Raw genomic sequence first — 18,861 nt, 5'->3', positions numbered from 1 at the left:
CATTCGCCGGCAGGTTGGCCCTGCCTCGTGCTCCGAGGTGGGCCAATACGGGGTGGGGAGAAGGGCCGGCCGGACCATTAACGTCGGAGAGCGTCACATGTCGCTTAAACTCTGGACGGCGAACGCGATGCTAACCGCGCGATTCACGGCCGCCGCAAGAACGGACATATGGGTCTCACCGGCATAAAGCTCGAATTCGGAGCGCAATCCGTCGGCAGTGCCGTTTAATCGCTCCGCCATCTCCCGCGCCAGGTGGACGGTCCGCTCCGTCTTCCTCTTCTCCAGGCGTGCAGTGGCATCCTCGTTCCGGTACTGGAAGGGTGCCAGCTCATCGCCTTCGTGTTCTCCGGCGGACAAATGCAGAAAGGGTGCATTCCCCGGTGCCTCTTGACGTTGCGCCTCGTTCTTGAGGATTTCGCTGTTCTCCCAATAGATGGTTGGGCTGGCCGCAATCCAATTGGCAAACAGACCTGGACGCTCGAATAGGGCATAGAGAGTAAAGAGGCCGCCGAAGGAATGTCCGAAAAGCGATCGGCGCATCGGATCCAGGATCACCATCTCTGCAATCCGCGGGATAAGCTCGTTCTCGATGAAATCCAGCAGTTTGCCGGTCCCTCCGATGACAACCGGCGGACCGCCCTCAACGAACGGCGGATAGGATTTGACCGGCGGAGGGCCCAGGTCCCAAGACCGGCGGAGCGGATCATAGGGTTCGTCGGACGGGTAGCCGATCGCCGCGATGACCCCCCAACCGACATTCGTCCCCGTCGGATAAGGTGCCTGCGTGACCAAGCTGGCGACCGCGAAGGGGAAAGTGGCGTTGCCGTCGGTCATGACGAGAAGCGGCCATCCTCCCATTGGCGGTCTCTCCGCCGGAATGAAAAGGAATATGCGATAGGGCTCGCCACCCGCAGCAGGAGCCAGATCAAAAAAACACGTTCCGGGCATCGAATAGACGCTGATAGGATTGGTCATGATAAAATTTTCTGATGGTTGGGAGGATAGGGGAAGGGAAATTGATATCGGTGCGGTTCACCGGCAGGTTTCGAAGCTTTCCAAGGTCGGTGCAACTCTTTGCTGATATCCTGACCTTTACGAAAGCGCCTCATGGCAATCACGGTTCGAACGTTTACAGAGGCTAATCTAATCTCGTCTGGGCATGATTTGAAGACCCGGTGCTATCGAGCGAGCTGCATTTCGATCCAACAGATGAATTCGCAGGGCCTTCAATTCAATCATCTCCGAACACTGCTAAGCCGACGTCTGTTTCGTAACTTTCTTGGGTTTGCAACCCCGAGGCGGTAACGTGAACCACACGTCAGAGCCACCCACTTCTCAAGCGTCGTGGCCTTGTGCGCGGCCGGGCTTTTTTCCTGCACGACAACCTGCCAAGTATGGAGATTGGTGCCGATCATCCATGTGGACGCCACCGGCGGCACTTCCTTTATCGCTGACCCTTTTAGGAGCGCGCCTGTTTAGCCCCGGAGAGATCCGGGCGCCTACGTCGCCGTGAACCCGTTAGAGGCTAGGTTATGCGGACATCAATGATCATGGTGTTCGAGAGCGTAACCTGCGCCGTACACGGTACGAATCCCCAGATTACGCAGTCCTGCAAACGCTTTTCGCAGCCGGCCGATATGCACGTCAACCGTCCGACTTTCTACAGCGTGCGGATCGCGCCAAACGGCCTCAATGAGTTGCTCGCGGGTACTGATCTGCCCCTGCCTTTCCAATAGAAACCTGAGGATTCTCATCTCCATAGGCGCAAGCGCTACCCTCTTGCCTGAAACCACGACGGCGTGCGGGCCGAAGACAATCTCGGCGGCACCAGCAAAGTTGCGCAGAGTCGAAGCCTCAGACTGCGGGCCTGTGCCGTGGAGAAAAGCGAGGAGTTTTGAAGGCGACAAAGGACGTGCGATGCCTTCGTCGAAGCCGGCCTTGATCAATTGCAGGTGCTGGGCACGTGTGTCGTCGCCGATAAGTGCCGCCACTGGAAGCCGTGAATCTTTCAAGAGAGCACAAAGGGGCGCAACATCACTCGGCCACCCCGCACAATCTAAGACGACCGCGGAAAGCTCTGCTGACGTGCAAGCGTCCGCCACATCGGCGTCACTTGCGGCAAGACGAGCCTTGAAACCCTCGCCATGCAGTATGTGCGCGAGGAGCAGATAGAGCTCGGCGTTCTGCGAGCAAACCAGAATGACGGGAGCCATGTCGATTGCCTTTTTCCTCGCCTGTGAACCGAGCTCAGCTCGGCGCGAACTCGCCACCGTTGACATCTATAATGGCTCCATTGACGAACCCGGCATCCTCCGACACTAGGAAAGCGATCACGGCGGCGACATCCTCCGGTATACCGAGCCGACCGGCCGGAATACGAGCGAGTGCGTCGACGTTGATCTTGCTTTCGGGAGAGCCGGTCAGTGGCGTCAGGATGCGGCCTGGCGCGACAACATTCGATGTTATGCCATAAGGACCATATTCAGAGACCAGCACGCGAGACAATCCCGACAGTGCGGCTTTGGACGCCGCATAGCTCGCGCCGGCGATCCGTGGTCTTGTCCGACCGGCAAGAGATCCAATCAATATGATTCGTCCAAAACCGCTTTTCTTCATGCCAGGCAGAACAGCGCGGCAACACAACATCGTCCCGGTCACGTTGACGGCCAGCACGTCATTCCACTCCTCAAGAGTAAGGTCAGAGACGTTAAGAGGACCGTCTGGACCTTTTGGCGAGATCCCGGCGTTGCAGACGAGAATCCCAGGTGCGCCCAGGTCACGGGCAACTTCGCCGAAAAAGGAGCTGATTGCCGACGGTTCGCGGAGATCAACCCTTCTCGCAAGCGAGCGCTCTGGTCCGAAAGCCTCAGCAAGCGCGGCGCCTGCGGCCATGACGCTAGCCTCGCCATGGCTGAAGACGGCAACCCGATGACCGGCCCTGAGCAGACGAAATGCGGTGGCAAGACCGATCCCAGTGGTGCCACCGCTGATAACCGCTACATGTGGGCCGCGGTCAGCGCTCATGCCGCGTGATCCATTGCAGCAAACAGCGACAGCGGTGGATGGGCGCCCGCCTCTGTCATGACCTCAATCAGCAAGGGACTTTCTCCAGAGAGACCGCGCTCAAGGTATCGAGGAAGATCGGCGGGATTTGAGATGCGGACTGCAGGGCAACCGCAAGCTTCCGCAATCTTCCGATGATCGACATCCGCAAAGCTGCAGGCCGTCGTGAAGCTGCCGAACTTGACAGTTTCGGCATCACGTTGGAATCCGAGGATACCGTTGTTCAAAACGATGATGAGTATGGGAAGCTTGCTCCGAACCATGGTTTCCAGCTCCGCCCAGCTGTGGGCGAAACCTCCATCTCCTACGATAGCAACGACTGGTTTGTCCGGCTTTGCGGCTTTTGCGCCGAGCGCAAGTGGCAAGCCCCACCCGAGTCCAGCAAGGCCCCGCGGAGACAGGAAGCGCATACCGGGGGAAAGGGCCCGCAACTGGCCGGCTATCCACATCGACGAATAGCTGGCATCTGAAACAACGGTCGTATCTGCCGTCAGCACTTGCTGAAGGTCGCACATGACCCGTTCGGGACGGATCGGACTCTTGTCCGAACGGGCGACAGATTGCCGCTCCGTGTCAAATGCGCGCCAGAAACCAGCAATCCGAGCCGTCAGCTTACTGCGCTGCGACGAGCGGTACGAGAGATCGCGTCGGGCAAGCACGCTTCGAAGCGCGCTGATGGTTTCGGCCGCATCGCCTGCCAGTCTGACCGCTTCGTAGTTGCGCCCGATTTCGGTGGGATCGACATCGATGTGGATGACTGATGCGGACCGGGGGACTTGGCGCCAACTGTCAGTGCCATTCTGATTGGTTCGTGTTCCGACCAGAATGACGAGATCAGCCTCTTCGACAAGGGCAAGCGTGTGCCGTCCGAGCGATCGCGGACCGACGAGAGCGCCGAGAACGCCGGCTGACAGCGGGTGGTATTCGTCGACCGCGCCTTTTCCCATATTGGTCGTTAGCACGGGAAGCGAGGCTTCGTCCTGTAGCCCTGAAAGCTCGCCCGCGGCATGGCTTGCATGGACGCCTCCTCCAGCGATGACGATGGGTGCCTGGGCTGCGGCGATCATCGAGGCTGCGCGCTCGATGTCGCTATCGCGCGGACGCAACCGATCGAGTGGCCAGTGGCCAAGCACAGCCTCCCGACGAAAGAGCGAAGGGGCTATCTGCTCCCGCAGGAGGTCGGCGGGGAGCAGGAGAGCTACCGGTCCCGGCCGGCCCGAGGCGGCTGCCGTGAAGGCAGCATCGACATAGTCGTCGATCCGCTCAGCAACCAGCACCTTGCGCACCCATTTCGTGCAGGATTGGAATAGGATGAGATGATCGAGTTCCTGGAATGCATTGCGATCAGCCTGATCTCGTTCGACATCCTGGACGAGAGCAACGAGCGGAACGCTAGCCTTCAGCGCTTCGGCCAGCGGCGGAACGAGAAGCGTTGCGGCAGGTCCGTTCTGCGCTGCTACCACACCGACCTTGCCGGATAGCCGCGCATAGCCATCGGCCATGGTCCCTCCCATGTTTTCCTGTCGGTAGGCGATTTGACGGATGCCAATTGCTTCGGCCGCAAGGATAACCGCTGAGGGCAGGCTCTGAGCGAAGATATGGGAGACGTCATGCCTCTTGAGGGAAAGAGCGATACGCTCGGCGACGGTTAAATTTTCAGTTGCCATGGTCAAATGCCTGCTTCGGTAGGGTTTTTTTCGAGGGTTGAAAGGAAGTCTGCGAAGGTTGATGTGATCGCGTCACCATCTGCTGTCGTCATTGCTGTCGAAAGGCAGGCCGCAGCACCGTTGGGAAGCAGGATGCCGCAATTGAGGAAATGCCTGGAGAGGCGATCCATCAACTCGGCCTCTTCCGGCGCGAGGTATGCCTCGCGGAAGTCCCCTGGCTGCTTCCCTTTCGGATGGATTCGAAACAGGGATGCAGCTCCCGTTACGCTAAAGGCTGCGCCGTGACGCTCGATTTCATTTCGAAGGCCGGCCCGGATGCGATCGCCAAGGCTCTCGAGTGAGCCGAAAGCAGCTTCCGTCATCGCCTCCATAGCGACCCGGCCTGCGACCATCGATACGGGATTTGCGGAAAATGTACCGCCTTGCGGCAGCAGCGGTTTACCGCTGTCGCTTGCGAAGACCCGCATCACCTCCTTGCGCCCACCGATCGCCCCGACAGGAAAACCTCCGCCGATTATCTTGCCAGCGGCAATTAGATCGGGCTGGAGATCATAGCGCGCTGAAGCACCCAAATATGACTGCCGCAGATTAAGAACTTCATCGGCCACAATGAGAATCCCGTACTGCTTTGCGATCGCGCCGACCGCGGCAACGAAGCTCGGCTCAGGAGCGATCAACCCGGCGCGGCTCGGCATCGGATCAATCAGGATACAGGCCAGTGCGGGAGCAGCCGAAGCGATCCGACGCTCCAGATCGGCAACGTCATTGAAGCGGATAACGGTCACCTCCTCGCCAACCGAAGCCGGCATACCGCGATAGGCGGGGACGGCTAACGACCGCAGAGGGTCGTTCCATATAGCCGGCGACACCGCCTGCCCTGTTTCCGCCCAATCGTAAGCGCCGTGATAGGCGCCTTCGATGCGTGCGATACCCGGCCGACCCGTGAAGGCGCGGGCGGCCTTGATCGCAAACATCACAGCCTCGGTCCCGCTGTTGACGAAGCGAATATGTTCGATCGCTGGAATGCGCTCGATCAAAAGCTCGGCCAGGGTAATCTCATGCTCAGTCGGGTTGGAGAAACAGGTTCCACGATGAAGCAAATCTGCAACCGCATCGGCAACGGGAAGAAAACCGTGTCCGTGTATCAGCGTCGTGAAATTATTATTCAGGTCAAGGAGGTGATTGCCGTCGACGTCGATGAGGTAGGCCCCCTCTCCGCGCGAAATGTAAAGCGGGCTGGGCTCGTGATCCACCGTGACCCGCGTGATCCCGGTCGGAAATACACGGCGACCCTTTATGAAGAAATGTTCGGACCGCGACCGGGAAATTCCCCGGCCGCTGCGCAATAAATCAGGATGAAACATTCGATCTTCTCCGGCAAACAGGTCGCGGTGCAACCCTTCATAATTTTGTTATAACAAAAATCATGAACCCGAAGAAGTTGCAACAAAAAAATCAGTTGCCGCTGCTATTTCCGGCTGAGACGCTCCTGTGCAGTTTTTTTCATGCGCCGATAACCATCACGAATGTCGTTTTCCATTGCCGCCCGGACAGCAGACGGATCTTTATCCACCAGCCCCTCTATCGCGGCCATATGATTGTGGACACCGTATTTTGCTTCCGCAAACTCTGGATAAAGGTCATGGAACGAAGCGCCGACCCTTAACCACAGGGCCTCGATAGTCGAAAGGAGGTGCGGCATCTCGCAAAGCCGGTAGATCGTAAAGTGAAATTCCTTGTTGTCGTGAAGTGCGTCGGCGTAGCGCTTTTCATTGAGTGACAGTGTGATTTTCTCTTGCAGGGCCAAGAGGTTGTCGATTACCGCATTGGTCGCACAGGGCGCGCCTTTTTCAGTCGCCAACCCTTCAAGCGCAAGCCGCATCTGCGTGACTTCGTAAAGCGCTAGAAGATCCAGATGGGGGACGATAACGGTTTTAGGACCCACCATGACGAGAGCGCCCTCGAAGACCAGCCGGTTGATTGCCTCGCGTGCCGGTGTGGCCCCGACGTTCAACATTTCGGCAACCGTGCGAATCGGCAGCTTGTGACCTGGCTTGTAAACACCGCGCGTGAGCTGCTCTTTGATGGATGAATAGGCGAAGTCGCTGAGGCGTCCAGACTGCAAATCCGACGCCGACGATTCCTCTCCAGTTGTATTTTCGTTCAAATTTGACCTCCAAGCGTTGACATCTTCACAGTTTTGTTGCAACAAAAATGAATTGCATAAAAACACTGACGTGATGTGACAGCATAACGTCATCGCGAATATTAGCAACGCCTTGGCCGAGCAGGCCATGCCCGAACACCTGCCGGTCTTGCCGGCATGACACTCAAAGCACCTGGCGCCGCACGAGCGGAGCCGGGAGGGTTCAATGCGTGGCAAAGCACGCAAATGAGGAGATTTCATTTTGATTGGTGCGCCTGTTTTCATCGATCGCATAGGCAAGGTCTACGGCAGCCAGACTGCCGTTGGCGCAGTGACCCTGGATATTGCGGCAGGCGAATTCCTGTCGATCCTCGGTCCGTCCGGATCGGGCAAGACGACGCTTCTGACAATGATCGCCGGTTTCGAAAGCCCATCTGCCGGACGCATCATTATTGGCGGGCGCGATGTCACAGCCGTATCGCCCGATCGCCGCAACATAGGGATGGTCTTCCAACGTTATGCTTTGTTCCCGCATCTGACCGTTGCCGAAAACATTGCTTTCCCCCTCAAGATGCGCGGCATCCGCAAGGACCTCAGGGCAGAACGGGTTGGCCAGGCGCTCCACCTCGTCCAACTCCCGGACTATGCCAAGCGCTATCCCCACGAACTTTCCGGCGGCCAGCAGCAGCGGGTGGCGGTCGCGCGAGCAATCGTGTTCGAACCGCCTGTTCTCTTGATGGACGAGCCGCTCGGCGCACTGGACAAGAAGCTGCGCGAATCCATGCAGATCGAGATCAAGCAGCTTCAGCGGCGCCTTGGTGCAACGGTCATCTACGTGACGCACGATCAGGAGGAGGCGTTGACGATGTCCGACCGGATCGCCGTTGTGGCAAAGGGGCAACTCGCGCAGCTCGGAACCCCGGCGGACCTTTACTGTAATCCGCAGAGTGCCTTTGTCGCCGATTTCATCGGCAAGATGAACTTCCTGACTGGAGAATTCCTGGGGGAGACCGCCGACAGCCAGACGATCAGACTGGGTGACGACGTGGTCATTGATACGCCTGCCCATGGTTTCGAGGGTTCGGCAAAGATAGGTGATCGCGTTCGGCTCGCGCTACGGCCTGAGCGCCTTGGCCTTGCAGCGCGTGGCGCAGGGGGACAGAACGCCCTCCCCGGCCGGATCGAAACGTCGGTCTTTGCCGGCTCCTTCGACCTTCATCTCGTTCGCTCCGATTTCGGAAGCGGAGAGATCATTCAGGTCCAGATCCCTGCTGATGGAAAGCGGGTGCCCTTTGCAATGGGGGCACTCGTGGATGTCGTCGCCGAACGCGACGGCCTCCGGCTCTTTGCGGTCGCGGAGGCATGAATGACCATGGCCGTCGATAATCTACCCCTTGCATCAACCCGTCCACCAAGCTGGATTTTCTCACGCTCGGCGCGCCAGTATTCGCACGCCCTGACGCTCCTGCTGATTGCGCCGTTGATGCTCTTACTGGCCGGAGGCTTCATCTATCCAATCGGCCGGCTCGTCTCTTTGAGCCTAATGGCGCCGGGATTCACGCTGGAGCATTACGAGCGGATCGTCACCGAGCCACTCTACATGGAAGTCCTGCTTCGCACGTTGCAGACGGGTGCAATCGTCACGGTGGCGAGCCTGCTGCTTGGATATCCGGTTGCCTTTCTCATGGCGAGTTCCAAAGGCAAGTCTGCATTGATCGTCTCAGCGGCGGTGTTCGTGCCGCTATGGACCTCAGTGCTGGTGCGATCCTACGCCTGGATCGTGCTGCTGCAGCGAAACGGCATCGTTAACGATCTACTGATCGAGAGCGGCCTCATTAGCAGTCCTTTGAAGCTCATCTATACGGAAGGCGCAGTGATCCTTGCGATGACGCATGTTCTCATGCCCTTCATGATCCTGCCGATCTACAACGCACTTCGCACTATTCCTGCCGAGTACGCCCAAGCCGCCCGCAATCTCGGCGCCGGGCCGGTCGGCGCTTTCCTGCGCGTGACCTTGCCGCTCAGCTTGCCTGGAATCTTTGCCGGGTGCGTCATGTGCTTCATCCTGGCGATTGGCTTTTATATCACGCCGGCACTCGTCGGCGGGCCTGGAGCATTGATGATGGCAACGCTGATCGGCCAGCAAACCACCGTCCTGCTTGACTGGCCATTTGCCGCAGCGCTCGCGACCGTCCTTCTGACCACGACTCTGGTCTTTGTCCTTGTGTTTCGCAAGGCGCTTTCCGTTAGCAAAGGAATGAACAGTGTCAATTGAGCCCGCAGTCACCGCCTCATTCGCCCCCTCTCCCGTCAACAGCACGCATCGGCCTTACGCCAAAGCGGCATTGCGGCTCCTTGGAGTTTTCCTGATCGGAGCAATCCTGTTCTTCCTGGTCCTGCCGACGTTACTCGTCATCCCGATTTCGCTGAACGACAGCAGCTATATCGAGCTCCCACCGAAGGGCCTGACGTTTCGCTGGTATATCGACTTTTTAACCGATCCGGACTGGCGCGCGGCAACGATCTTCAGTCTGCAGATTGCACTGGCGACAACGGTCGCTTCAACGGTTATCGGGACATTGGCCGCCATCGGGCTCGTTCGCGGCAATCTCCCGGGAAAGACCCTTCTGCAGGCATTATCGCTGGGGCCAATGATCGTTCCCCATGTTGTCTTTGGCGTTGCCCTTTATCTGGTTTTTTCCCCTCTCAGCCTGACCGGCAATTTCGCTGGTTTCCTGATCGCGCACACCGTGCTTGCGGTTCCCTACGTCATCATCACCGTATCGGCGGCACTCGAGCGCTTCGACACGTCACTCGAACTTGCCGCACTGAATTGCGGGGCAAGCCGGAGCCGCGCCTTTTTCAGCATTGTGCTCCCTAACATCGCGCCGGCGGTGGCTGCAGCTTCGGTCTTTGCGTTTCTGGCGTCGTTCGATGAGGCAACAGTCGCCTTCTTCATTTCCGATACCGGCGGAAAAACGATCAGCCGCAAGATGTTCGAGGACATCGATTTCAATCTCACCCCGGTCATAGCGGCCGTTTCGACGCTGCTCGTCGCGGTATCGCTGCTGCTCATGGGGACCATTCATCTCCTTACCGGCCGCGGGGAGGATTAACGTGATCATATCAATCGGAGAGAGGAACAACCGATGAAACAGCGAACGAAGATCAAGCCACTGCTTGCGGCTTGCCTCATGCTTGCTGGTGCGGGGGCGGCGCAAGCCGAGGAGCAGGTCATCATTGCGACCACAGGCGGCGCCTACGATGCCGCGCTTCGAAAATTCTGGTTCGAGCCGTTCACCGAAAATACCGGCATCAAGGTTGTTTCGGTCGCGGCAACGAATGCCGAGATGCGGGCGAAAGCTGCGGCCATGGTCAAGACCGGCAACGTGACCTGGGACCTTTACCCGGACGGCGAGATCCAGGCGAGCGCTGAAGCGCATTGGCTGACATCTGAAGACTTGACCGAATTTTGCAAGTCTTTCCAGGGCCGGCCAGATCTGACCGAGGATGCCTGCGTCAGCTCCGGGGCCAGGCTTTTTTCGACCGCAACGCTGATGGCCTACGACCCGACCGGCTTCAAGAGCGGAAATCCGTTGAGTTGGGCCGATATGTGGAACGAGACAAAATTTCCCGGTGGCCGCTCGTTTCCAAATTTCGACGATCCGTGGCGGGTCATGGCTGCCGCGCTCCTCGCCGACGGCGTTGCGCGCGAGAAGCTCTTTCCACTCGACGTCGATCGCGCCCTCAAAAAGCTCGACGAGATTCGCCCGGCGATATCGCTGTGGTGGAAGACCGGTGATCAGAGCGTTCAGGGCTTTCGCAACGGCGACTATAGCATCGGGCAGATCTGGCTGACGCGTGCAAATACACTGAAGGCGGAAGGACGCCAGATCGCCTGGTCCAAGCAGGCCTCGTTCCTCGTCGGCGATCGCTTGACGATCATCAAGGATGCGCCGAACCGCGGAAATGCGTTGAAGTTGATCGGCTACTGGCTTGATCATCCGGAGGTGCAAGCCGGCGTGTGCGACGAACTCCTTTGCACGCCGCCAAGCCGCAAGGCGATCGATTTGATGTCGCCGGCTGCACGGGCGGCCCTGCCGAGCGACGAGGACATCCGGGATTACATCGTCATCCCGGACGCCAAATGGATCAACGACAATGCCGCGATGATGCTCGAGCGTTGGAATGCCTGGATCCGATGACGATCCACCTCCGGGCGGCGTTGCCGCCCGGAGGTGTGGAGACGGATCTTATCCCTTGAGAGCAAGGTTGAGGGCAGCGGCGGCTTCGCGCACTTCGGACGCCGTGTGGCCGGCAGTCGGGCATATCCGCAGCCCTGCCCTTCCCTTGGCGACTGTCGGGAAGAAAATGGCCGACGTATAGTAACCGGAATCAAGTACCAGTCTGGCAGCGCCGATTGCCGCAAGCTCGTCACCGACGACGACGGTCCTGATCGGGAGTCGGGACCCTGCCTGTGCGGTCGGCACCAGTTCGTCGAAAAGAGAGATATGTTCTGCGAGTGCCCTTTGCCGCACGCCCAGTTCCGGTGTGCGATGGATTGAGTGCGAGGCGAGAGCTGCACCGATCGCCGCAACATTGATGGAGGCCGAGAAAGCATGCGCGAGAGCAAAGCGCCGGAAGATTTCCTCCTGGAGCGCCGTTGCGAGCATCAGCATGCCGCCTGAGGCTCCGAAACCCTTACCGAGCGAGGCTGCGATGATCGTCCGCTCGCCGAGACCCTCGGGCATTTGTGAACGGGCAAACCCCTCACCTCTTTCGCCGAAGATCGATATGCCGTGAGCATCATCGATGTAAAGGAAGAGGCCGTATCGCTCCTGAAGCTCGCGCAACTCCTTTATTGGCGCACACCCGCCCATGGAATACACACCGTCGCAAACATAGGCGACCGTATCATTATGACGGCAAATATCTTCGAGCGCCTGAAGATCGTTGTGGCCGATCGTGCGGACCTCGCATTCTTCGGCAACGATGGGCTTGTTGAAGGCAAGCGTCGCATGTGCAAGCCGGTCGAATACCATGACCGGTTTTGTGCCGCGGGTCAGGACTCCGGACGCAATCAGCGGAAGCGCGCTCAAGTTGGCGGCAAGCACAGTCGTGTAGGTAATCACCCTCGCGCCAAAGAGATCAGAAAGAGCATCTTCGAGGTCTCCGAGGGCTGCAAAATTGAGCCGCGTGCGGGCGCACGACCAATGCAGAGTCCCGTAGCGCCGAACGGTCTCGATTGCGCCTTCGATGATTGAGGGATGATTGTCGAGTCCGAGGTACGAGCAGCGGACGAAGTCGATGACGCGCTCCGATCTGCCCCCCGAAACTGGCAGTTCCACCGCTCGTCCATCGGACGGATGGACATAGAGTGCCATCAGGCCGTCAAGATGGGCGGCTGCAAAGTGGGGACTTGCGTGGCTAATCAGGCCCGCGGTGTTTCTGTGCGATGTTTTCGCCGATCCGGCGCCCGAAGCTACTTCTTGCATGCTGTCCTCCCAAAAGCCCTACCGAGACTTCACGCTATGCGCGAGATGATCGTTTATGCAACGACGGCAACGGCAAATTTTCGGGACGTTTCAGTGAAGATGTGAACGTGGCGAAGTTCACATGCTTTAGGAGATCTCGAAAGCGTATCCTTCCTTCGGTACGGTGCGGATCACATCGCGGCCAAGGACCCGCTTCAATGCACGCCGGAGGCGGCCGATATGAACATCGACTGTTCGCGGCTCGACGAATACCGTCGGTGGCCATGCAACAGCTATCAGTTCGGCACGGCTGAGAACGCGCCCCGCGTCACCCACAAGAGCACTCAATAGACGGAACTCGATCGGGCTCAGATTGACCGGCGTGCCTCGCACCAGAACACGCCGGCTGCTGACGTCGAGCTTCACATCATCAAATATTGGAGCAAGGCGGCTAGTCGCTTCGCCAGAGGAATTGCCTATTGTACCTTGGAGGTAAGACAGCAGCCGTTCCGGCGGCATTGGCCTTGTAAAGCTCTCATCTACGTTGGCTTTCAGGATGTCGAGATAGGCGGCCTTTTCGGCAACGAGCGCTATGAGCGTGACGTTGCTGGCAAGTCCCCTTTCCTTCAGACCCGACGCGATATCAGCCAGAATTTGTGAACCCGGCTGGCAGTCGACGATGATAGCTGCAGCGTCACGGTCCACGGCAGTAGCTACCGCCTCGCTCGGAATATCGACGAGCATCGTCCTGTATCCGGCTCCCTTCAAGATGTATGACAGCATCAAATAATAGTCAGCGTCTTGGGATACGATCGCCAGAAGTTCGCTCATCGTCCCGCCTCACCAGTTGCGGACCTTACAGCGACTGCTTTTGCTACCACAAAACTTTCAGAAAACTGCCTCATGTTGATGGGACCTCATACCCTGGCTCGTAAAATATGCGCCAACAGAATCGCAAAAGCGCTATCACTACGGGTATTTTTATAGCTTGCCTTTCTTTTTTGTTACAACATAATGTTGGGAGCGCGAAGAATCTTGCGCCAAAGCGCATATTGCCAGGGACGGCACGTGATCGTGGCCCACTCGGAGGGATCGACGTCCGGCATAATTTGATGGCCTGTTTCCGGACGGTTACGGGGCTTTTTAATGCGCGAAATGTTCAAAAGGTTCTCAACCGGCAGCGCTGCGGCGACACCGGATTTTTGGAGTGATGCAGATGTTGGCGACATAAGCACTGCTGCCCGATTGCTTTACGGACAACATGCGAAAACAGCGGCTGCCTGGTGCGCACTATGCGCGCGCTACGACGGCCGCTCAGGTGATTTCACCTTTTGGGTTGGCGTTTTCAAACATCTGGGGACGGAAGAGATTGAGGAAGCCCAAAAATGAAAGCGGACACCGGATAGAGTCTGAGCGTTATCTCTACCGTTATTTGCCCAGTAGCGTCCAACGCTCGGGCGATCCGTGGCTTTATCGACCCGCCGACTTGCGGTAACCATGCAAACTGCTCGGCTGGAGGCCCGGTACGCGTAATTTTCATAGGCGTGCGCAAACAGAAGCGTGTCGCCGGAGCGAAGGATTCCTGATCCACACGCAGCAAGCGTAGGGGGGACTGGTTTTCTTGGAATACGACGACTACAAAAGTGCTGTCATGAAAGATGCCCGCCGCCGATGAAATCCAGCCTCGACCATTTGCCGGAGCGTAAACAGCGCGAGCTTGCCCGCGTTGTCGATATCCTGCACGAGGAGTTTCAGGATGCGCTGAAGGACAGCTCGGCCGAGTTCAAGAAAAATGGGGCGGATACTCAAGATCATATTGTTTGGATCATACGCTCGTGGCGACTGGGTCGACGAGCCGCACACGCTCAAAGGCTACCGTTCCGACTATGATCTGCTGGTGATCGTCAACAACAGGAAGCTATCGGACTTCGCCACGTACTGGTACAAGGCGGCCGACCGTTTTCTCCACGATCGCGGCATCAAGACGCCTGTCAGCTTCATCGTTCACTCGCGGCGTGAGGTCAACACGGCGCTTCACGAGGGGCAATACTTCTTCTCCGACATCCGCCGCGAGGGGATCATCCTTTACGAGCTCGGTGATGAACCGCTGCCCGAACCAAAGCCACGCTCGAAGGCCGAGGAATACCGCATTGCCAAGGAGCATTTCGAAGAGAGGTTCCCGTTCTCAACCGATTTGTTGGACGGTTTTAAGCTGTACGTTGAAAAGCGGCGCTACAAGCATGCAGCCTTTTTCCTTCATCAAGTTATCGAGCATGCTTATTCGGCTGCACTTTTGACGCTGTCCAACTATAGTCCCGCCTCCCATAATTTGACTTTCCTGCGTAAGTTGGCGGAAAGCCGTGATCGCCGTTTGGTGGATGCTTGGCCGCGCGACCAACAGCGCTATCGTGCCTGGTTCAATACTATTAATGAAGCTTACGTGAAGGCGCGCTATTCGAAGCACTTCGAAGTCAGCGAAGAGGCGTTGATCTGGCTCGGCGAACGGACGGCCGACCTGCATATGCTGGTCAAGACCGTTTGCGAAGAACATCTCACCAGGCTTCGAAACGACGCTGGAGATTTCTGAACCCGCCGTTCAATTTCGAAAAAGTGCCGGCTGTCGCTGGTTACGTCGGTTTCCAACAGTGCTATCGAGTGACATCCGGCACACCGCTCGCGGCTTGATGAGCCCTTCAGTGGCCTCACGAACGAACGGGGGCGGATATACCATAGCCGCACTGGCGTTGATTGCTACTCCATCGCGAGCCTAGCATTCGGTATTGTGCGGGCTTTAGATACGATTCGGGTATTCCGGCGCTTCTATCGCTCCTGCATCGCTTCCGAAGCAACTTCCGCCAGCGGCGAGTAGAGATATTCGAGGATGCGCCGGCTGCCGGTCTTGACCTCGACGGTGACGGACATGCCGGGCGAAAGCGCCACGCGTGTTCCATCGATGTCGATGCTTGCGACATCCGGCTTGATGGTGACCGGGAAGACAAGGTTCTGAACACGTTGCGCATTGCCGATCGGAATCATGCTCTGCAGTTCCTTTGCCGGCTGGCCTTCGAGCTGCTGCGCATCCGGTTCCGGAATAGCATCGGTGGCGACACGGGTGACTGTGCCGTTGATGATGCCGTAGCGGGTGAATGGGAAGGCTTCGATCTTGATGACGGCGGGCTGTCCGGGCGAGACGAAGCCGATATCCCGGTTCGGCAGATAGGCCTCGATCTCCAACGAAGCATCGTCCGGGACGATCCGCATCAGTTCGGCGCCCGCGGTCACCACCTGGCCGACTGTGGTGATGGCGGATGTCTGGACGATGCCGTTGATCGGGCTTTTGATCGTCATCGACTCCAGCCGTTTGGCCGCCTTGACCAGCTGCTGTTCCTTCTCGTCGATCTCTCGCGATGCTGCCGCCTGCTTCTCAGCGTTGTCGGCGACGAAAGTCTTGATGGCTTTCAGGCCTTCGCTCGCTGCCGTAACAATCGCGGTTTCCGCCTCCGCCCGCTGACCAATCTGCTCGGCAAGCGTTGCCTCTTCTTTCTGCCTGATCTCGACGGCATCGATGACGCCGGATCTCGATCCGGCGCTGAGATCGACGAGGTTGGAGCGCATTGTCACGCGATCTGCAAGCGTGGCCACCAGCGCCTGCTGAGCGGCCACCATCTCGGTGTATCTCTTCAGTGCGGCGAACTGCTGATTGCGCTGGGCCGCGAGGCTGTCGAGTGTCGAGACGAGCTGCTCGAGATCGGACGTGTAGAGCAGTTCCTCGCGCGAGCGGATCTCCGCTGGTACTGAGTCGGCGAATTCCGGGACGATATCGATTCTTCGCGTTCCACTCCAGAGATCGCCACGCTGCCAAGCGTTGACCTGCGTTAATGCCGCGCCACGTCTCGCGACTTCTGCTCGCAATGCCGCAAGGCTGGTGGTCAGCGTGTTGACTTCGACCCGGGCTTCGGTCGGGTCGAGCTCAACGAGAATGTCGCCGGCACCTACCTTGACGCCGTTCGAGACCGGAACCGCGATCGTCTTTCCAACCTCGATCGATTGGATCACCTTGACGCGTCCTGTCGGCTGGATCTTTCCCTGAGCAGTCGCCACGATGTCGAACCTGCCGACATAGCTCCATATGAGCGCGCCCGCGGTGAACAGACAGATGAACCAGATGAGCGCCGTGCGGATGGGCGAAGCCGGCGTTTCCAGGATTTCGAGTGCGGCCGGCAGGAACTCGTTGTCCACCTGCAATCGCTTCGGGGGTTTGGGTGGAAGCCGCGGAGGCTGGACGGTCTGGTTCATGATTGGACAGGCCCCGTCTGCAATTGCCACAGATGCGCGTATAGGCCGTTCGGGCGGGCAAGCAGCGTCTCGTGTGTTCCCTCTTCAACGATGCGTCCGTCCTTCATGCCGATGATGCGGTTGCAATTCCGGACGGTCGCCAGGCGATGGGCGATGATGATGACGGTGCGGCCGCGGACGATCTCGCGCATATTGCCAAGGATGATGCGCTCGCTCTCATAGTCGAGCGCGCTCGTCGCTTCGTCGAGGATGAGGATCGGCGGATTGGTGGCAAGGGCGCGGGCGATGGCCAGACGCTGCCTCTGTCCGCCGGAAAGATTGGCGCCGCGCTCCTCGATCAGCGTATCGTAGCCGCGCGGCAGCTTGGCGATGAACTCGTCGGCGCCAGACAGTCGCGCCATCTGGATGGCGGCGGCCCGCGACATGGCCGGATTGACCATGCAGATATTGTCGTGGATCGTCCGGTTGAACAGCATATTTTCCTGAAGGACGACGCCGATATTCGATCGCAGCCATGCCGGATCGACCTGGGCGATATCCTGACCGTCGACGAAGACTTGGCCGTTGGTCGGAATATAGAAGCGCTGCACCAGCTTGGTCAGCGTCGACTTGCCAGAGCCGGAGGGGCCGACGATGCCGATCACTTCGCCCGGCCGGATCGAAAAATTGATGTCCTTGAGCACGTCCTGGCCATCGGGAGAATAGCGGAAGTTTACCGACTTGAAGGCGATCGCCCCCTTCGGCGGCGGCAGGCTGACGGCAACGCTCGGACGCGGCTCCTGCGGGGCGTTCAGAATATCCGAGAGTCTGGCAACGGAAACCTGCACTTGCTGAAAATCCTGCCAGAGCTGCGATAGGCGCAGGATCGGCTGGGAGACCTGTCCGGCGATCATGTTGAATGCCACCAGTGCCCCGACGCTCAGTTCGCCATCGATGACCGCCTGTGCGCCGAAGAGTAGCAGGGCGGCCGAGGTGATCTTGTTGACATACTGGATGGCGTTCTGCCCCTTCGCCGCCAGCATGGTCGCGAGGAAAGACGAGCGCACATAGGCGGCCAGCCGCTCTTCCCATTGCGAGGAGACCACCGGCTCGACCGCCGATGCTTTCAGTGTCTGAATGCCGACGACGGTCTCAACAAGCAATTGCTGGCTGAAGGCGCCGCGCTCGAACTTCTCGTCGATCCGCTCCTTCAGGAAGGGGCGAATGAGGAATCCGATCGCCATGTAAAAGGGGATGGAGGCGACGACGATCCAGGCAAGCTTCGAAGAATAGGAAAACAGCACGAAGATGAAGATGATGGTGAAGATCAGGTCGAGGCCGGAGAACAGGCCCTGACCGGTCAGGAAGTTACGGATGGTTTCGAGTTCGCGGATCCTCGCGACCGTCTGGCCGGTGGCGCGGGTCTCGAAATAGCTGAGCGGCAGGTTCAGGAGATGGCGGAATAGGCGCCGGCCAAGCTCGACATCGATGCGGTTGGTCGTATGCGATAGTGCATAGGTCCTGAGATATTGCAGCACCACGTCGAAGAGCCCGACGGCGGCAAGGCCGACGACGAGGACGATCAGCGTCGAATAGCTGCGATGCGCCAAAACCTTGTCGACGACGACCTGGAAGAACAGCGGCGTGACCAGCGCGAAGATCTGGATCACGAGCGAGGCGATCAGTACATGGCCGAAGGCTCGTCGATACCGCCAGATCGCCGGCAGGAACCAGCGGAAGCCGAAATTCTGCTGCGAGGCGCCGGGACCGGCAAAACGCCGCTGGATGAGGATGAACTCGCCGGAGGTCAGCGCGAGAAGTTCGTCCGCTTCGACATTGCGAGCTGAGAAGTCAATGGGGTTAATCAGCCGATACCGCCCCTCGGCGGCCACGCCGGCAAAGACGGCGAAAGTGCCGTCCTTCAACGAGGCAAGTGCCGGCGCCGGAAGCGTCGCCAGCCGGGCGATCTTGTCCGCACGGACGGTGCGCGCCTTCAGGCCGACGATCTTGGCTGCGCGGAGCAGATCGTCGCGTGCAGCCGGCGCGGTCAGCGCAAGCTCACGGCTCAACGTTTCCGGACGTGATGCGATCCTGAAATAACCGGCGACAGCAGAGATCGCTGCCAGTCCGCTGTCGGCGATGGTCGCTTCAGGTGTTGGTGGAAGGTCGTCTCTAACCTCCGCTTCCGTCGCGCCAGGGCCGGATACTGTCTGGATGTCGGTCATGGCGTGGGATC

At 58.7% G+C, this 18,861-nt stretch carries 15 protein-coding genes and 1 pseudogene; 6 read left to right on the top strand and 10 right to left on the bottom strand.

All coding sequences use genetic code 11. The features are described 5' to 3' along the window. Positions 1-93: 93 nt before the first annotated feature. The 6 genes from RlegSU303_RS32220 to RlegSU303_RS32195 all read right to left on the bottom strand — a co-directional run bounded on the left by RlegSU303_RS32220 (position 94) and on the right by RlegSU303_RS32195 (position 6,897). Positions 94-975 (bottom strand): alpha/beta hydrolase, encoded by an 882-nt coding sequence (locus RlegSU303_RS32220; RefSeq protein ID WP_131720612.1) that lies wholly within the window; start codon positions 973-975, stop codon positions 94-96. Between the two features lie 566 nt (positions 976-1,541). Beyond that, entirely contained in the window at positions 1,542-2,213 is a 672-nt protein-coding gene (locus RlegSU303_RS32215) for a winged helix-turn-helix transcriptional regulator (RefSeq protein WP_131720614.1), read from the bottom strand. Between the two features lie 34 nt (positions 2,214-2,247). Beyond that, positions 2,248-3,024 carry a 3-oxoacyl-ACP reductase FabG gene (gene fabG / locus RlegSU303_RS32210; protein ID WP_131720615.1) on the bottom strand — a complete coding sequence of 259 codons (777 nt, stop codon included), beginning with the start codon at positions 3,022-3,024 and terminating at the stop codon, positions 2,248-2,250. Next, positions 3,021-4,730: an acetolactate synthase catalytic subunit gene (locus RlegSU303_RS32205; RefSeq protein ID WP_131720616.1), complete on the bottom strand. Its 1,710-nt coding sequence runs from the start codon at positions 4,728-4,730 to the stop codon at positions 3,021-3,023. The genes fabG and RlegSU303_RS32205 overlap by 4 nt, the downstream gene beginning before the upstream one ends. A 2-nt stretch (positions 4,731-4,732) precedes the next feature. Then, positions 4,733-6,094: an aspartate aminotransferase family protein gene (locus RlegSU303_RS32200; protein ID WP_017958125.1), complete on the bottom strand. Its 1,362-nt coding sequence runs from the start codon at positions 6,092-6,094 to the stop codon at positions 4,733-4,735. Positions 6,095-6,198: 104 nt separating this feature from the next. Further along, positions 6,199-6,897, bottom strand: coding sequence for a GntR family transcriptional regulator (locus RlegSU303_RS32195; protein WP_131720617.1), 699 nt, complete (start codon positions 6,895-6,897; stop codon positions 6,199-6,201). Positions 6,898-7,138: 241 nt separating this feature from the next. On the opposite strand from RlegSU303_RS32195, the gene RlegSU303_RS32190 reads away from it, so the two are divergent. The 4 genes from RlegSU303_RS32190 to RlegSU303_RS32175 all read left to right on the top strand — a co-directional run bounded on the left by RlegSU303_RS32190 (position 7,139) and on the right by RlegSU303_RS32175 (position 11,081). Continuing rightward, positions 7,139-8,242 (top strand): ABC transporter ATP-binding protein, encoded by a 1,104-nt coding sequence (locus RlegSU303_RS32190; RefSeq protein ID WP_131720618.1) that lies wholly within the window; start codon positions 7,139-7,141, stop codon positions 8,240-8,242. After that, complete coding sequence (locus RlegSU303_RS32185; protein ID WP_131720619.1) at positions 8,243-9,151, top strand: ABC transporter permease; 909 nt, start codon at positions 8,243-8,245, stop codon at positions 9,149-9,151. 70 nt (positions 9,152-9,221) lie between these two features. Beyond that, positions 9,222-9,992 (top strand): ABC transporter permease, encoded by a 771-nt coding sequence (locus tag RlegSU303_RS32180; protein ID WP_017958121.1) that lies wholly within the window; start codon positions 9,222-9,224, stop codon positions 9,990-9,992. Positions 9,993-10,025: 33 nt separating this feature from the next. Further along, on the top strand, positions 10,026-11,081 hold the full coding sequence (locus tag RlegSU303_RS32175; protein ID WP_131720620.1) for an extracellular solute-binding protein: 1,056 nt from the start codon (positions 10,026-10,028) through the stop codon (positions 11,079-11,081). Positions 11,082-11,129: 48 nt separating this feature from the next. Here RlegSU303_RS32175 and RlegSU303_RS32170 read toward each other — a convergent pair whose 3' ends face one another. Continuing rightward, on the bottom strand, positions 11,130-12,371 hold the full coding sequence (locus RlegSU303_RS32170; protein WP_131720621.1) for an 8-amino-7-oxononanoate synthase family protein: 1,242 nt from the start codon (positions 12,369-12,371) through the stop codon (positions 11,130-11,132). 126 nt (positions 12,372-12,497) lie between these two features. After that, the gene (locus RlegSU303_RS32165) at positions 12,498-13,181 is read right to left on the bottom strand and encodes a winged helix-turn-helix transcriptional regulator (protein ID WP_221959791.1); all 684 of its coding nucleotides are present in this window, start codon (positions 13,179-13,181) and stop codon (positions 12,498-12,500) included. Positions 13,182-13,496: 315 nt separating this feature from the next. Here RlegSU303_RS32165 and RlegSU303_RS32160 point away from each other — a divergent pair, with 315 nt between their 5' ends. Together RlegSU303_RS32160 and RlegSU303_RS32155 are read left to right on the top strand one after the other, a co-directional pair. Beyond that, entirely contained in the window at positions 13,497-13,739 is a 243-nt protein-coding gene (locus RlegSU303_RS32160; RefSeq protein ID WP_131720623.1) for a hypothetical protein, read from the top strand. A gap of 282 nt (positions 13,740-14,021) precedes the next feature. Next, positions 14,022-14,937, top strand: a pseudogene (locus RlegSU303_RS32155) (nucleotidyltransferase and HEPN domain-containing protein). A gap of 233 nt (positions 14,938-15,170) precedes the next feature. Here RlegSU303_RS32155 and RlegSU303_RS32150 read toward each other — a convergent pair. Together RlegSU303_RS32150 and RlegSU303_RS32145 are read right to left on the bottom strand one after the other, a co-directional pair. Further along, complete coding sequence (locus tag RlegSU303_RS32150; RefSeq protein ID WP_131720624.1) at positions 15,171-16,646, bottom strand: HlyD family type I secretion periplasmic adaptor subunit; 1,476 nt, start codon at positions 16,644-16,646, stop codon at positions 15,171-15,173. Further along, the gene (locus tag RlegSU303_RS32145; RefSeq protein WP_131720625.1) at positions 16,643-18,850 is read right to left on the bottom strand and encodes a type I secretion system permease/ATPase; all 2,208 of its coding nucleotides are present in this window, start codon (positions 18,848-18,850) and stop codon (positions 16,643-16,645) included. The genes RlegSU303_RS32150 and RlegSU303_RS32145 overlap by 4 nt, the downstream gene beginning before the upstream one ends. Positions 18,851-18,861 lie beyond the last annotated feature (11 nt).

It is taken from the genome of Rhizobium sp. SU303, assembly GCF_021052345.1.
Classification (GTDB): domain Bacteria; phylum Pseudomonadota; class Alphaproteobacteria; order Rhizobiales; family Rhizobiaceae; genus Rhizobium; species Rhizobium laguerreae.
This window is presented reverse-complemented; position numbering and strand designations above follow the sequence as displayed.

Bases quoted from the DNA above. Each gene is read 5' to 3' on its own strand.
- RlegSU303_RS32200 (WP_017958125.1), bottom strand. From the start codon at position 6,094: ATGTTTCATCCTGATTTATTGCGCAGCGGCCGGGGAATTTCCCGGTCG.
- RlegSU303_RS32150 (WP_131720624.1), bottom strand. From the start codon at position 16,646: ATGAACCAGACCGTCCAGCCTCCGCGGCTTCCACCCAAACCCCCGAAG.
- RlegSU303_RS32175 (WP_131720620.1), top strand. From the start codon at position 10,026: ATGAAACAGCGAACGAAGATCAAGCCACTGCTTGCGGCTTGCCTCATG.
- RlegSU303_RS32145 (WP_131720625.1), bottom strand. From the start codon at position 18,850: ATGACCGACATCCAGACAGTATCCGGCCCTGGCGCGACGGAAGCGGAG.
- RlegSU303_RS32215 (WP_131720614.1), bottom strand. From the start codon at position 2,213: ATGGCTCCCGTCATTCTGGTTTGCTCGCAGAACGCCGAGCTCTATCTG.
- RlegSU303_RS32220 (WP_131720612.1), bottom strand. From the start codon at position 975: ATGACCAATCCTATCAGCGTCTATTCGATGCCCGGAACGTGTTTTTTT.
- RlegSU303_RS32165 (WP_221959791.1), bottom strand. From the start codon at position 13,181: ATGAGCGAACTTCTGGCGATCGTATCCCAAGACGCTGACTATTATTTG.
- RlegSU303_RS32160 (WP_131720623.1), top strand. From the start codon at position 13,497: ATGCGCGAAATGTTCAAAAGGTTCTCAACCGGCAGCGCTGCGGCGACA.
- RlegSU303_RS32170 (WP_131720621.1), bottom strand. From the start codon at position 12,371: ATGCAAGAAGTAGCTTCGGGCGCCGGATCGGCGAAAACATCGCACAGA.
- RlegSU303_RS32205 (WP_131720616.1), bottom strand. From the start codon at position 4,730: ATGGCAACTGAAAATTTAACCGTCGCCGAGCGTATCGCTCTTTCCCTC.
- fabG (WP_131720615.1), bottom strand. From the start codon at position 3,024: ATGAGCGCTGACCGCGGCCCACATGTAGCGGTTATCAGCGGTGGCACC.
- RlegSU303_RS32185 (WP_131720619.1), top strand. From the start codon at position 8,243: ATGACCATGGCCGTCGATAATCTACCCCTTGCATCAACCCGTCCACCA.